Source organism: Armatimonadota bacterium (assembly GCA_016125185.1).
Lineage (GTDB): Bacteria > Armatimonadota > Fimbriimonadia > Fimbriimonadales > Fimbriimonadaceae > Fimbriimonas.
On sequence record WGMG01000006.1, the window covers coordinates 12,387 to 27,115 of the forward strand.

The following is a 14,729-nucleotide window of genomic DNA, read 5'->3' on the forward strand; positions in this document are numbered from 1 at the left end:
TATTACAAATAATGTCCGTTCGTGTCCGTTTTGCTCCCAGTCCTACGGGTTTGCTCCACGTGGGAGCTCTCCGCACCGTTTTGTTCGACTACCTTTTTGCCCGCAACAAGGGCGGTCAATGTATCTTACGCATAGAGGATACCGACAGAACACGATACAACCCGGATAGCGAGCACGAATTCGTCGAAACTCTTCGCTGGGTCGGCATCGAGTTCGACGAAGGGCCCCATATCGGCGGGCCAAAAGGACCGTATCGGCAGTCCGAGCGCAAAGAGGCTGGCATCTACGCCGAGTGGATCAAGGTTCTCGAAGAGAAGGGCCACGCCTACAAGGCGTTCGACACCTCCGAAGAGCTCGACCAGATGCGCGAGTTCCAGCAGATCAACAAACGGCAGATCGGTTACTTCGGTGGCGACTGGCGCGACGCCGATGCCGCTAAGGTCGAATCCGCCATCGCAGAAGGGAAGCCGTACGTTATTCGCATGAGGATCCCGCGCGATCGCAAAATCGTCGTGCAAGACGTTATTCGCGGCCGAATCGAGTTCGACTCCAACGTCCTCCCCGATCCCGTGCTTATCAAGGCAGACGGCATGCCAACCTACCACTTCGCCGCCATGGTGGACGATCACCTGATGGAAATCACCCATATCCTCCGCGGCGAGGAGTGGATTCCGACGTCGCCCATCCACGCGCTCCTCTTCGAGAACTTCGGCTGGGAGCCGCCGATTTTCGTCCACTGCCCGGTCATCGTCGGCGCCGATGGCAAAAAGCTCAGCAAGCGCCACGGCGCAACCCGCGTGCTCGACTACATGGCGCAGGGCTATCTCAAGTCGGCGCTCAAGAATTTCATCGCCCTCATCGGCTGGTCCCCTGGCAACGACGAAGAGGTCATGTCCGAGGAAGATCTGATCCGCTCGTTCAGCCTGGACGGCCTTCAGCCTTCGCCCGGTCGCTTCGACATGGAGAAGCTTCGCTGGCTAAACGGCGTGCGCATCCGCTCGATGTCACCCGAAGAGGTTCTCGCCGAGATGGAAGCGCTTTATAGCGAGTCCTATACCAAGCAGTATTGGGATGCCTTCCTCGATGAGGACACGCCCCCCAATCAGCCCAAGAAGGATGGCAAAAAAATCTGGGCGCAGTTCGAAAACCTCATCCTCTTTGCCCGCAAAGACCGCGAATACGCCCTCAAGTGCATCAAAGAAGAGCAGGAGCGTGTCACTAACCTCATCGAATTCGGGGAGGCATGCGAATTCTTCATCGTCGAAGAGCCGCCGATGGACCAGAAGGCCGTTGACAAATGGTTTGGCCAGCCCCACGTCCGACCGTTGCTGGAGCATATCAAGGCCACCTGTGGAACCGAACAGCTCACCGTTGACGAGTACCGCGAACGCCTCACCCAGTTCCAACTGGACAACGGGTTCGAAAAGCTCGGCCCCATCGTGCACCCGACACGTGTCGCCCTAACCGGAAAAACCGCCGGCCCCGGCCTCTTCGAACTCATGTCCGTCCTCGGCCCCGACCGAATCACCCAACGAGTCAACCGCGCCCTCTCCATGCTGTAAGACCCATATGGAGTGCGCGAACTTGTTCGCGCTATTACCAGCGAAGCCTGCTTCGCTGGTAATAGTAATGTGTGCGACTCGCCCGCCACGAACGGCTGTTGAGGTTGGGCCATTTGGGAGTTGTGAGCGTCACGAGGTTCCCGCTGAAAGGAAATGAGCGAAGCGAATCGGGATCGCTCACAAAACAAGCACCGGCACTCTGTTTGCGAACTTAGGGAATCAGCCGTGGCACTGGCAAAGACGTCTGCGAAGCTGGGTTTTACCGGTGTTCCCACCGTTGGTGACAAACCATATTCCCTTCCTCACCAAGGGAGGAAGGGTGCAGGGATGGAGGGGACCAGTCACTTAAAGACCTAGAATCCACGGTTTCAACTCCGAAAAGGGGTGGCGCTGTCTGCGACATCTGTGAAGCTTGTTTCGCGGCCCCTGGGAGGGTGGGCTTCACGAAGTTCCCGCCAGAGGGAAATGAACGAAGTGAATCGGGGCAGCCCACCGACAATCGGTGAAGGAGGTTTGTCGATTGGGAGCTGTGAGCGTCTCGCTCACAAAACAAGCACCGGCACTCTGTTTGCGAACTTAGGGAATGAGCCGTGACACTGGTAAAGACGTCTGTACCGGTGTTTCCGAATAAGTGACATCCAACCATAAGGCCGGAAAACAGATTCCCAACTCCCCACAAGCAACCCAATAACCCAACCCCTTCCACACAAACAGCCTTGCCACCTAAGCCCCGAAAACGGTAACTTAACAACCGATGGCGAAGGTCGGTTTTGTCGGACTCGGTGTGATGGGCGGACCAATGGCGGGCCACCTCCTCAAAGCCGGACACCAACTCACCGTCTGGAACCGAACGCCCGGCAAAGCCGACGAGCTCGCCGCCCAGGGCGCGACCGAGGCAAAATCCCTCCAAGAGCTCGCCGAAAACTGCGAAATCATCTTTTCTTGCGTGGGTCGTAGCGAAGACGTCGCCGAGGTCGTCCGCGCGATGGCCCCCCACGCCAAACCAGGAACCACCTTCGTCGATCACTCGACCATCGAACCGTCGATGGCCAAAACCCTGCACGAGGAACTCAAGCTGAAGAACCTGAACTTCGTGGACGCCCCGATCACCGGCGGCTCGATGGGCGCGAAGAACGGAACCCTCACCATCTTCTGCGGCGGAGACCACGACGTCGTCGCCCACGCCATGACCATTATGCTCCCCTACACCAAGCGCGCCGAGCGCGTCGGTGAGGCCGGTCAGGGACAGGTGATGAAGCTCGCCAACCAGATCGCCGTTGGCGGCGCGCTGATCGGCTTGTGCGAATGCCTCGCCTTCGCCGAGAAAGCTGGCCTCGACATCCAGCAGGCCCACAGCATGATCGGAAGCGGCGCGGGCGGAAGCTGGGCATTCGAAAATTACGGACGCATGATCCTCAATCGTGACTGGACACCCGGATTCTCGGTCAAGAATCAGCGCAAGGATTTTGGCTACTGTGAGGCCGCTGCCGGGCAGATGAACGCCGATATTCCTCTGACCGAGCTCGTGAATCGCCTCCTCGGCGTCCTCCAGAGCCAGGGCCGCGAGGAAGACACCACCGCCGCCCTCTTCGAGGTGTACACCCAGTCATGACCCTCGCCGTCTCGATGCAGGGAATTTCCAAGCGGTACGGGACGGTGCAGGCACTCGATGACGTCACATTCGAGGTCGAACAAGGAACCATCCACGCCCTCGTCGGCGAAAACGGAGCCGGGAAAACCACCCTCATGCGCGCCCTCTACGGTGCGATGCAACCCGATGCGGGCGCCATCACCATCAAAGGTAGAACCGCCGATCTTCACTCATCCGCCGACGCCATCAAGGCCGGGGTCGGCATGGTCAGCCAGCACTACGGCATCATCGGTGAGCTCTCCAACCTAGAAAACCTAGTCCTCGGCGCCGAAGGTTCACCGATCCTCGACAAGGCATCGATGACGACAAGGGCCACCGAACTCGCGTCCAAGATGGGTTTCGAATTCGACTGGTCCGCCGAGTCGTCCACACTCAGTCCTGCCGGTGGACAAAAGCTTGAAATCCTTAAACTCTTGTGGCGCAGCAGCAGAATCATGATCCTCGACGAGCCGACGGCGATGCTCTCGCCGCAGGACTCTGACGCCCTGTACACAAGCCTCAAGCAACTCGCCTACGAAGGCGCGACCGTCATCGTCGTCACTCACCGAATCGCTGAAGTCTTCGACCATTGCCGACGCGTCACCGTTCTTCGCGGCGGCAAAAAGATCGCCGATCACGAAGTCGCCGACGTCACGCCCGAGCAACTAGCCCAAGAAATCGTCGGCGGGGAAGTCATCGAGCGACCCGAACCCAAAGCCTCGACCAAGAACAACGTCCGCCTCCACATCGACCAACTATCGGTCAAAGGCTCCAAGGGCCAAATCGCCGTCAAAGAAGTCAGCCTCAAGGTCAAAGCCGGACAACTCGTCGGCATCGCCGGGGTCGACGGCAACGGCCAGCGCGAACTCTTTCAAGCCCTCATCGGCGTCGTCAAACCCGTCTCTGGCAACTTCACGTTCGATGGCAACCAATGGGATTCCGAGCCGAGCCAAACCCGCATCGCCGAGGGCCTTCGCATCATCCCCGAAGACCGCCACGACGAAGGCGTGGTCGAAGATTGGTCGCTCTACGAAAACAGCGCCCTGGGCCTCCAACGCCTCCCCGAATTCCGCAGGCTCACCCGAGCCATGCGCGAGGAAGCGGTCGTCATGGCCGAAATGTTCAACACCAAGCACGGAAAGCTATCCGATGCGATGGGGAGCCTCAGCGGCGGCAACCAACAGCGCTTCGTTGCTGGACGCGCCCTCCGCATCAGCCCCCAAATGATCCTGGCTTTCCAGCCCGCCCGCGGCCTCGACCTCAACTCGACCACCAAGGTCTACCAAGAAATCCGCCGAGCCTGCGATCAGGGCGCGTGCGCCATCGTGGTCAGCTTTGACCTCGACGAACTCCTCGACTTCTGTGACCGCATTGTCGTCATGTGCCATGGCCACCTCTCCGAGCCCATGTCTCACGAAGCCCGTGACCGCAACGCCATCGGCCGCCTCATGGTAGGTGCGGCGTGAAGGTCCGAATCCCGATCCTCTTCGCCTGCTCCATCGTGGTGATCATCCTTTCGCTGGTGGTCGTTAAGGCCAACATCGGCGAGACGGTCGCGACCATCTTCACCGGCTCCCTCGGCAATGCCCTCAAAATCAGTGGGACCATCAAAGAGATGACCCCGCTCCTCATCCTCGGTGCGGCCGTCTACCTCGCCCTGAAGGCTGGTCTCTTCAACATTGGCGCTGAGGGCCAGTACCTCGTGGGAGCCTGCTTCGGAAGCTACGCCATGATCGCCATCGGCGGCCCCGTCGGCGTCGCCGTCGGATGCATCGTCGGTATTGTCGGCGGAGCGCTGTGGGCCCTCCCTGCGGGTGTCATCAAGGCTTATCGCAACGGTCACGAGGTCATCACGACCATCATGCTCAATTCCATCGCGCTCTACATGACCCGCGCGATCGTCGCCGGACCGATGAAAGGAGCCGATCAGCACACCGCCTCGACCTCGGTCATGCCCGCCAACACCCAGCTCACGCCCCTCCTCACCATCGGCAAGCTGGAAATCCCTCAGTCGTTCGTCGTCGGAATCCTCATCGTCATTGCCATCGGCTATTGGCTCAACAAAACCGTGTCGGGCTACGAGCTAAAGGCTGCCGGTGCAAACCCGACTGCCGCCCAGTTCGCCGGCGTCAAAACCAAGCAGGTCACTGTCAAGGCCATGATGCTCAGCGGTGCGCTCGCAGGTCTCGCCGGTGCCCTCCAGGTCGCCCAATTCGAACACCGCTTTTACGACGGCTTCGCCACCGGATACGGCTTCGACGCCCTCGGTGTCGCCCTCCTCGCGGGTTCGAATCCCTTCTACCTTTTCCTCAGCGCGTTCTTTTTTGGTGCCCTCAACAAGGGCGGAACCGCCATCGCCATCCTCGGCGTCGACAAAGGCATCACCATGGTCGTCCTCGCTGTGGTCATCCTCATGTTCGCGTCGGTCCGCTATGGCCGCAAGCAGGTGAATCATGGTTGATTTCCTCCTTCAAACCGTCACCATGTCCGCGCCGCTCATCCTCATGGCGATGGCAGGATACATGAGCGAACGGTCCGGCGTCATCAACATCGGGCTCGAAGGCAAAATGCTCACTGCCTGCTTTGTCTGTGCCGCCTTCGCACCGCGTTTCGGAGCAATCGGCGGAGTCGCCCTCGCCATCGTCGCCGGAATCATCATCAGCCTCCTCCACTGGACGCTCACCCAGGTCTACCGCATCGACCATATCATCTCCGGCATGGCCATCAACCTCCTGGCCTCCGGTGGAACCGCCTTCCTCGTCGGCTCCGGCATCGGCAAAGACATCCTCAGTGACGCCCAACGACTCCCGCTCCCACTCTATTACGGCCTCGCTATCGTCTCGCCGATCATCCTCTACGCCGTAGCCAATCGCACTCGCTTTGGCCTTCGGCACAAAAGCGTCGGAAGCGATCCCGACAAAGCCCGTTTGCTCGGTATCAACCCCCAAACCGTCCGCTTCGGCGCGCTGATCTGCACCGGCATCTTCTCCGGCATCGCTGGCTCGCTCCTCGTCACCGAGACCTCTGCCTTCACCAAGGACATGACATCCGGTCGCGGCTACATCGCCCTCGCCGCCCTCATCCTCGGCGGCTGGCGACCCATCCCCGCCGCCCTCTCCTGTCTGCTCTTCGGTTTTGCAACCGCCGTCCAGATTCAGATGAGCGGCAAGCCGCTCTTCGGAATGGAAATTCCGTCCGAAATCTGGAAAATGTTGCCGTATATTGTAACGTTGTTGGCTCTCGCGGGGCTCCTGGGGCGAAACCGCACTCCCGCCGGGTTAGGGAAGCATTAAATGAGTATTGTTCAGATCATTGCGTTATTGCTGAGTCCGGTTCCTCTTCCTCCCACTTCCGAAGCCGCTTCCATCGCCAATAAGCTCGAAGCTGCCCATAACAAAATGACGACCGCTGCGGTCTTCGTTAGTGACGGCCTATCCGCCGCTATTCCGTCCAAGCTCTACATGTCGCCGTCCTATTGCGTCCTGGCCATGCCCAACCAGCAGATCGTTGAGCTCCGCACCACCGAGGTCAAATTCTTCGACCAGCTTTTCAACCAGGTCGCCTCGATGAAGCCGCAAAAGCCGCTGAAGATTCCCGAGTCGTCCTCTTCCGTCGCCATTGTCCAGCGCGAGCCTCTCGCCTGGCTGGTGGACTCGGTCCAGCGAAACCAATTCTTCACCGAGGTCAAACGCGACCCTCGTTGGTCAGTTGGTGCGGGCAAGCTCGTCCTCAACGACGCCAAAAAGAAGATTCATTCCGAAGTTGTATTCGACTCCAAATACCACGTCACCCAAATCAAGATGTCGCTCAACAACAAGACGTTGACCGACTGGCGCTATCGCTACGTGGCCGGCAACGAAATCCCTGGCATTCCCAAGACGGCCAGGGAGGTCAAGGGCCTCTCGCCTCGGCCCGCCATCCCCGCTAAGACCCAAGCGCCTGCCGTCGAAACCGCCCAAAAGCTTTGGCGTTCCGTCAGTCGCCTCGAAAATCGAACCGTCATCCAGGCCAACAACGACGGCACCTACGAACTCACCTTCCACCCCGGCGAGATCAAAGAAACCGGCCCCGAAGGCTCATGGACTCTCCGAGGCACCACCCTCGATATCAAGCCGAATAAGGGCAAGAGCCTAACCCTCAAAGGCGAAAGTGGTAAGTTTCTCGAAGGTCTCCGCTCGGCTGGCATTACCGCCTCGCCGTTCGCCTGGTATATCCTCAACCGAAAACTGCCTTACCTAGACGTTTTCGATGGATGCCAAACCCTCGAACTGGAAGGCACCGGCAGCTTCGAAGGAAAAACGATGTCGATCCTCTCCGTCAAGCGCCCCGGTTCGCGCGTCCGACTCTACGTCGATCCCACTACCGGCGACCTTGATATGGTCAGTAGCGACGCCGTCGACGCCAAAACCGGCGAAGTGATTAGCAGTTCGCGGATGAAGATTACTTACCGATAACCCGCGTATCGCGGAGGTGGATGCGCTCAGCGATCGCCAGCGCCGCCTCGATGGCTTTGTCTGGCGCGGTCGGCAGCAGAATTTTCGGGTCTTCCGCTGTCACGTCCGGGTCGATCGGGTGTCCCTCTAATCGCTCCGAAGATGGCGTCAGATAGTCCGCCACCGGTATTTGGAGTGCAAACCCGTTCGTCGCGCTCGTAAACGTCGAGAACAGCACCGCTCCCGCCGACTTCGAACCGATCACCGTACACGATAGGTTGGACATATCGACCACGACCTTGCCGTCCTTATCGACCGTTTTCTTGCCGTACAAATCGCGCATCGCTGCCGTAAAGATTTCGCTCGCGCTACCGGTACCGGCGTTGATCAAAATGATCAGGTTGCCCTTGTAAAGGTTGTCCTCTTTGCGCGGCGTCATGATCATCGTATTCGCAAACGGCGTCAACTCGGCCAACTCCTTCGGGTCCCGCTTCTCCTCTTTCTTAAACTGCGTCACACTGTTTCGGTCGAGCATAAAGCCAAGCTTCAGCTTCGGGTCCACAAAGTATCCCGCCAGGTGCAATAGGTTGAATACCGAACCGCCTCCGTTGAACCGCAGGTCCACCACCAGGTTCTTGGCTTTCATGGCTTGGTCCATAAACCCGTCGATCGCCTTCGGATCGTAAGCCTGGTCGAAGGTGTTGACCTTCAGGTATCCGGTCGAGTCGTTCAGCATGCGAAACTCATCCTTCCGCACCGTCGAAAATGGTCGCCGAGTGATTGTGTACTCGAACAGCTTCCCGTCCGCTTTGCGGATTTTCAGCTTCACTTTCGACCCGTTTTCACCTGTCAAAACCGTGGTCGGCGTAATCTTCTTGCCGTCGATCTCCAGCATTGTATCGCCCGGCTCCAAGCCTGCGTCGCTCGCCGGACTCTTTTCGACCACACGAATGATGATCCGCCCGTTGCCGTCCGGGGACGGCTGACTGCTCACCCCGATCCCAACGGTCTGGCCGGTGTTTCGGATGTTCGCATCGCGCGGCGTCGCCAGCACGATATGGCTGAATCCGAACTTTTGTAAAGCTTCGTTCACCGCCGCCTTGAACTCATCATCGTTCTTCGCCGCGTCGATTTTCGGCCGCTCGGTCTTCAGAAACTCTTCCCATTTCTTAAAGTCGGTGCCCGGAATAAAGGCCGCGTTCTCAATCGTCGAGGAAAGCCTCTGCAATATCTCGTCGCGAACCTCCGGTTTGCCATCGATGGTTTGGGCGTAGCCAAGCGCCGCCAGGGCCAGCGAAAGTCCGACGAGAAGGGATTTCTTCATGTTAATAACCTTTGATACGCAAAACTACTCGGCTTTGACTTCAACTTCAATGCCGATTTGCCGGATGATCCGGGCGACCGTCTCACACTCTTCCTTATCGGCAAAATGAACGTTGGATTTACCCAAATGGTCGATTTCCCACGTCTCGATCTCCGCCTCTTCCAGGGTGCAGTGGGTCGCCACCAACAGGATCATGACCACCTCTTCGTAGGTGTTGAACTCGTTGTTGTAGACGATCACCATCCAAGACTCGTTCTCGACGCTTTCGTTTCCCGCGAGATCGGGCCGCTCGATGGTCTCCGTCGAATTCAGGATCAGTCGTCCCATTCCGGTTGGACGGCGCTCTTCACGCCGATATTTTCCATGGCCTGCGCCACGGCGGTACAGTCTGCCTCGGTCGAAAAGTGAACCGGCGCTTTGCCATAAGCCTGCGCTTCCCACGCTTCCATTTCGGCTTCTTGGACGTCGCATTTGGTAGCGACCATCAGCGTCAAAACAACCAACTCCAGCGGAGTCTCATCGTTGTCGAAGATAAGAGTCATCCACCGGCCGCTCGTGCCGCTATCGGTAATTTCAGGTTGCTGAAGCGTTTGGCTCATGCTTTCGGATGCTGAGAAGGGTTCCCAAGAGAAGGATACCTATACCAATTATAACGCCAATAAAGTTCGTCCGTCCCGAGTAGTCGATCCGAATCGTGCTCTGTTGGCCGTCAGTCTTAATCAATCGCCAGCCATCCTTGTCCTCGACTGTGGTGTTCGGCGTCGAGGTTTTCATGCCTGGGAAATAGCGGTCACGAACGAGAATCTCCGTCGCGCCAGGTGCTGGCTTGATCGTTTGGTGATCGTAACCATCATCGATGATATCCCCACCGTTGATTCGCGAATCGGATGTAGGAATTCCGCTCATTGAGTCAGTGGACACTGGATGTTTGACCCCAAGGTCCACTAATGCTTTGGTGGAGGCGACGGTGAGATCATCCAAACTCTTCGCCCGCAATAGCGCCATGTTTCCATTCTCAGGCGGGAAGGGATCGCCGACCGTCTTCAACTTCTCCACGAACTTGGCATCGAGGATTGAGTCGTAGCCGTACAGATCGTGAACCCGCGCCAGACTCGCGATGTTGGGCGGCATCGTCGCCTTTGGCGTCGTGACCATGCTCCAACTCTGCGAGGCAAAGACCTTCCGCTCCTGGCTGGGAATATTCAGGTTCGGCACCTCCAACGGCTTCCCGCTCAAGGGATGCTGCCCCAACAGCGTCAAAGCCGCCATCCCCGCCGGAAGAGCCGCCATCTTCGGCAGCTTCTTCGAAGCATACAACGCTAAAACAACGGCCGAAAGCAGGGCCGAAATCGCAATTCCCGGCAGGTATGGCTTGGTGGTCAAGCCGATGATCTTGCCGAGCGAGTCGTCGCCCGGCTGCCCCAGCATCCCGCCCAGCATGTTCATCAAGTTAAAACCGAGGCCCAAAAGAACGAGCGGGATCAAACCCATCGCCAGCCATTTCTTCGATCCATCGCCCTTCGCCTCTAGCCGGTCATAACCGATCGCCCCGAGCAAGCAGAGCCCCAATACGATCAAGATGTGCGCTCGCCCTGGTGAGCCCGTCGCCGACCAGCCTGGGAAGTAGAAGAACAATAGCTGGTTCATAGGCGAGCCAAACGCGAGCAAAACCCCAAGCACGACCAACGAGACCGGCACCGCTACACTCGCCGACTCTTCGTCTTTCCCTCGTCGTGCAAACAAAGCGAACAGCGCGAGCGAAAGCGCGATCGGCGTCACCCACAGTGCGCACTCCGCCGGATTTGCGCCCGGCTTCACAAACATCGACCAATAACCGTTTGGTACGCCCGACCCCTCGATCTCGCTGGCCTTGATCGACGGATCACCCAACAGCTTCGGATTAACGAGGCTCAGCGCCTCGTAAGGGGCTAAAACCCCCTTGCTGTAGCCCTGATACCCCTGCTCGGTCGGCGTGTTGCGCCGATGGCTCGTCGCCGAATTCTTGAGCACGATGCCGAGTTGGGGCGCCGATGCCGCCACGCCGACGAATAACGCCAATAGCGTCGCCAATACCGACACCTTTCGCACCGAAATCGCCGTCCAAGCCCAAACCACGAACGCCGCGAACATACCGTAGAAAGCAAACTGCAGGTGCCCGGCGTAGATCATCATCGCCGTGGCCAACGCCGTCAAAAAGAATCCTAGACGTCGGTTCGGCATCGTAATCCCCGCCAGCACCCAGGGAATCCACGCCACCGTCGTCGGCACGCTCGCCAGCGGTGCCCAGGCGACCATGAACTGCGACAAGGCAAATGCCGTCGCCCCCAAAAGCGCTCCGCCTTCCGACACCTTCAGGTTGCGCAAAAAGGCGAACAGACCCCAAGCGGCCAGAAACAGATGCAGGACTCCAAGCAGGAGAATCTTAAATCCCGTCGATCCCGGCAGAAATGCGAACACCATGTGCGGCAGATAGAACCCACCCGACTGTGAGTTCGCCGTCAGCGGTTGACCCGCTAGCTGATATGGGTTCAAAATCGGAGCCTGCCCATGCCGCCAGGAATCGAAAACCAAGTCCCGCCAAGGCAGAAACTGAAGCACACCATCTGCTTGAAGCACGTCCCAGCCGTAGTCCGGCTTCGGCGCATCCGGCGTGACCATCGTCTGAATATGCTCGGTCGGCCCCAACTCCTGCCCCGAAACCAGAGCCACCGAGTAGGGAAGAAACGCCACCACCAAAAGAAGAAGAAATATCTGCCAGCGTTTCATGCGCGCATTGCTGAGGTTACCGCTTGCAGGGATGGAGGGACACCGTGAAACGCGGAAAAGAGGTCAGCCCATGTGGACTGCTAGACTTGTCCTCGCCAACTGGGAGGGTGGGCATCTTGCCCACCGGCAACCGATGAACAGAGGTCAGCCCTCTGGGAGTTGCGAGCGTCACGAAGTTCCCTTCCTCCCTCGGGAAGAGCCCTTGAAAATCTACGCCGCAAAGGCGTGGATTTTTGAGGTTAGGGCGCAGGGATGGAGGGACACCGTGAAACGCGGAAAAGAGGTCAGCCCACGTGGACCGCGAGATTTGCCTCGACAACTGGGAGGGTGGGCATCTTGCCCACCGACAACCGATGAACGGAGGGCAGCCGATTGGGAGTTGCGAGAATCGTGAAGTTCCCTTCCTCCCATGGGAAGAGCCCTTGAAAATCTACGCCGCAAAGGCGTGGATTTTTGAGGTTAGGGCGCAGGGATGGAGGGGCACTGCGAAAAGCGGAACGATGGTCAGCCGACTGGGAGTTGCGAGCGTCTCGCTCGCAGAACAAAGAAATCTAGAATCAACTCAGCAGTAAATAACCTGCTGAAGAGCCTTCGAGTGCGTCGGATCCTTTGCCAAAATAAACTTCAGATTCGAGCAGGCCTCCTCGTACATCCCCAGCATCATCTGCGTCATCGCAAAGTCATACCGGACATCGAGGTTCTCAGGATACTGTCGAGCAAGGGCCTCAAGCGCCGCCAGAGAGCCTTCGAAGTCACCCTCGAAACCCAACACCAGCGCCATCTGATGACGAGCGTTCACATGACCTGGATCGGCGGACAACACCTTGCGAAAGCACTCTTTCGCTTCTGGGTAGTTCCCCTCGCATCGCAGCTCGAACCCTCGTTGGTACAGTCCCTCAATTTCCATCGAATAGCCAAAAGCCCAAGTCACACTTTAGCTTGCTGGTAGCGTCCACGTCAAGTAGGGTGCTTGGGCTTTCTGTTGAACTTTCGTAACAAATAGTTACTTTACGCGGGTCCCGGCTCAAGTCGCGGAGGCTTCAGCGACTGGCCCGATCCCACTTCTGAATCCTTTACGGGTTCCACCGCTCCAGAAGTTTCAGGAACCGGCTTTATCGGCGGAAGTTCGCGACCTTCCATGACCGCCAGGAACTCGTCGCGATCCAAAGTCTCGCGCTCCAAGAGTGCTTTCACGATCTCGTCGAGCTGCTTTCGGTGCGTGTTTACGATGTCCACCGCACGCTGATAGCAGCGGTCCACAATCGCGCGAACCTCTTCGTCGATCTGCTTGGCGATGTCCTCGCTATAGTCGCGCTCTTCGTAGTAGTCGCGACCCAAGAAAGGATTCTCCTTGCTTCGACCGATCGCCAGGGTACCGAGCTTCTCGCTCATGCCGTACTTGGTGATCATCGCCCGAGCGATCGCCGTCACGCGCTGAAGGTCGCCGGATGCGCCCGTCCAGACTCGCCCAAAGGCAGTCTCTTCGGCCACACGTCCACCCAGGAGCGTCGTGATGTCGTCGATCAATTCTTCCTTGCTGACCAGGTACTTGTCCGCTTCCGGCAGGCTCCAGGTCGATCCCAGCGACATGCCGCGCGGCAAAACCGTAACCTTGTGAACCGGATCGCTGTGTTCCAGCAACTCGCCGATCAAAGCGTGTCCGGCTTCGTGGTAAGCGATCACTTCGCGCTCTTCGCCGTTCATGATTCGGCTCTTTCGCTGAGGACCTGCAATCACTCGGTCCAAAGCCTCTTCGAGGTCGATCATGCCGATCTTGCTTCGGTTGCGTCGAGCCGCCAACAGCGCGCCCTCGTTCAGGGTGTTTGCCAGGTCGGCGCCCGTAAACCCGGGGGTTCGCTTGCTCAGCGTTTCCAGGTTGACTTCGCCCTCAAGCGGCTTGCCCTTGGAGTGAATCTTCAAGATTTCGAAGCGTCCCTTCTGATCGGGAGCATCGACCACGATCTGTCGGTCGAATCGTCCCGGGCGCAGAAGCGCTGGGTCCAAAACGTCGGGTCGGTTCGTCGCTGCGATCAAAATAACGCCGGAGTTCGGGTCAAAGCCGTCCATCTCGACCAGAAGCTGGTTGAGAGTCTGCTCGCGCTCATCGTGGCCACCGCCGAGGCCTGCGCCTCGCTGGCGTCCGACCGCGTCGATTTCGTCCACGAAGATCAGCGAAGGGCGATGCGCCTTGGCCGTCTCAAAAAGGTCTCGAACTCGCGCCGCACCCACACCGACGAACATCTCAACGAAGTCCGAACCGGAAATGTGGAAGAACGGCACGCCTGCCTCACCCGCGATAGCGCGTGCGAGGTGCGTCTTACCGACGCCTGGGGGGCCCGTCAGCAAGATTCCCTTCGGAATCTTGGCGCCGAGCGCCGCATACTTCTTGGTGTTTTTCAAGAAGTCGACGACTTCAAAAAGCTCTTGCTTGGCCTCGTCGATGCCCGCCACGTCGTCAAACGTGACCTTGGGGCCGCTTTCGCCGACTCGCCGAGCCTTGCTCTTGCCAAAGTTCATCGCCTGTGAGCCCGATGCTTGGGCCGCGCGGATGAAGAAGAACCAGAGGATCGCAACGATGATCAGCGTCGGAGCAAAGACTCCGATGATGTTGACGATGGCGCTGCTCGCGCCGGGGCCAACGACGTTCAAAGGAATGTGGGCGTTGTTTAGCTTGTCGAGGAGTTCGCGTGCGTTCGGGTTAGTCACCTCGAGGTAGGTGCACTTATAGTCCTCGCCGGTGGTCGCCAGCTTGCCGGTGATCTCGTTCTGCTGCCAGGTGGCGTCGAGAACTGCACCAGAATCCACCTTCTGCATCAGCTCATACGGCTTCAACTCGGCGATGTGAGTTTTAAAGCCCATACCCTTGGGCGCCAGGATGCTCAAAACGATGAAGCCAACCAAAAATAAGGTGGCAACAATGATGATGGCGTTTCGACTGTTATTTCTCAATCTTTCTCCAGAATGGGGTCTAGCAGTATCTACGCTTACCCCATGCTTGACGTTACGATGAACGT

Annotated in this window: 12 protein-coding genes; 6 read left to right on the forward strand and 6 right to left on the reverse strand. The window is 58.3% G+C overall.

Features of this window, described 5'->3' with window-relative positions:
- Nucleotides 1-11: 11 nt before the first annotated feature.
- The 6 genes from GC165_07740 (at nucleotide 12) to GC165_07765 (ending at nucleotide 7,646) form a co-directional block, all read left to right on the forward strand.
- Nucleotides 12-1,562 carry a glutamate--tRNA ligase gene (locus GC165_07740; protein ID MBI1332757.1) on the forward strand — a complete coding sequence of 517 codons (1,551 nt, stop codon included), beginning with the start codon at nucleotides 12-14 and terminating at the stop codon, nucleotides 1,560-1,562.
- A gap of 754 nt (nucleotides 1,563-2,316) precedes the next feature.
- The gene (locus tag GC165_07745) at nucleotides 2,317-3,174 is read left to right on the forward strand and encodes an NAD-binding protein (GenBank protein ID MBI1332758.1); all 858 of its coding nucleotides are present in this window, start codon (nucleotides 2,317-2,319) and stop codon (nucleotides 3,172-3,174) included.
- Nucleotides 3,171-4,658, forward strand: a complete 1,488-nt coding sequence (locus GC165_07750) for an ATP-binding cassette domain-containing protein (GenBank protein MBI1332759.1) — start codon at nucleotides 3,171-3,173, stop codon at nucleotides 4,656-4,658. The genes GC165_07745 and GC165_07750 overlap by 4 nt, the downstream gene beginning before the upstream one ends.
- The gene (locus GC165_07755) at nucleotides 4,655-5,653 is read left to right on the forward strand and encodes a hypothetical protein (protein MBI1332760.1); all 999 of its coding nucleotides are present in this window, start codon (nucleotides 4,655-4,657) and stop codon (nucleotides 5,651-5,653) included. Before GC165_07750 ends, GC165_07755 begins: the two co-directional genes overlap by 4 nt.
- A complete protein-coding gene (locus tag GC165_07760; protein ID MBI1332761.1) occupies nucleotides 5,646-6,485 on the forward strand; it encodes an ABC transporter permease in 840 nt (279 codons plus the stop codon). The genes GC165_07755 and GC165_07760 overlap by 8 nt, the downstream gene beginning before the upstream one ends.
- On the forward strand, nucleotides 6,486-7,646 hold the full coding sequence (locus GC165_07765; GenBank protein ID MBI1332762.1) for a hypothetical protein: 1,161 nt from the start codon (nucleotides 6,486-6,488) through the stop codon (nucleotides 7,644-7,646).
- Here GC165_07765 and GC165_07770 read toward each other — a convergent pair.
- The 6 genes from GC165_07770 to hflB all read right to left on the reverse strand — a co-directional run bounded on the left by GC165_07770 (nucleotide 7,633) and on the right by hflB (nucleotide 14,574).
- Nucleotides 7,633-8,949: a PDZ domain-containing protein gene (locus GC165_07770; GenBank protein MBI1332763.1), complete on the reverse strand. Its 1,317-nt coding sequence runs from the start codon at nucleotides 8,947-8,949 to the stop codon at nucleotides 7,633-7,635. The genes GC165_07765 and GC165_07770 overlap by 14 nt on opposite strands.
- Before the next feature lie 24 nt (nucleotides 8,950-8,973).
- Nucleotides 8,974-9,420: a hypothetical protein gene (locus tag GC165_07775; protein MBI1332764.1), complete on the reverse strand. Its 447-nt coding sequence runs from the start codon at nucleotides 9,418-9,420 to the stop codon at nucleotides 8,974-8,976.
- Nucleotides 9,264-9,548 carry a hypothetical protein gene (locus GC165_07780; protein ID MBI1332765.1) on the reverse strand — a complete coding sequence of 95 codons (285 nt, stop codon included), beginning with the start codon at nucleotides 9,546-9,548 and terminating at the stop codon, nucleotides 9,264-9,266. Before GC165_07780 ends, GC165_07775 begins: the two co-directional genes overlap by 157 nt.
- A complete protein-coding gene (locus GC165_07785; protein MBI1332766.1) occupies nucleotides 9,523-11,715 on the reverse strand; it encodes a hypothetical protein in 2,193 nt (730 codons plus the stop codon). Before GC165_07785 ends, GC165_07780 begins: the two co-directional genes overlap by 26 nt.
- Nucleotides 11,716-12,277: 562 nt before the next feature.
- Nucleotides 12,278-12,622, reverse strand: a complete 345-nt coding sequence (locus tag GC165_07790; protein MBI1332767.1) for a tetratricopeptide repeat protein — start codon at nucleotides 12,620-12,622, stop codon at nucleotides 12,278-12,280.
- A 101-nt stretch (nucleotides 12,623-12,723) separates the two neighbouring features.
- Nucleotides 12,724-14,574, reverse strand: coding sequence for an ATP-dependent zinc metalloprotease FtsH (gene hflB / locus GC165_07795; GenBank protein MBI1332768.1), 1,851 nt, complete (start codon nucleotides 14,572-14,574; stop codon nucleotides 12,724-12,726).
- Nucleotides 14,575-14,729: the final 155 nt, after the last annotated feature.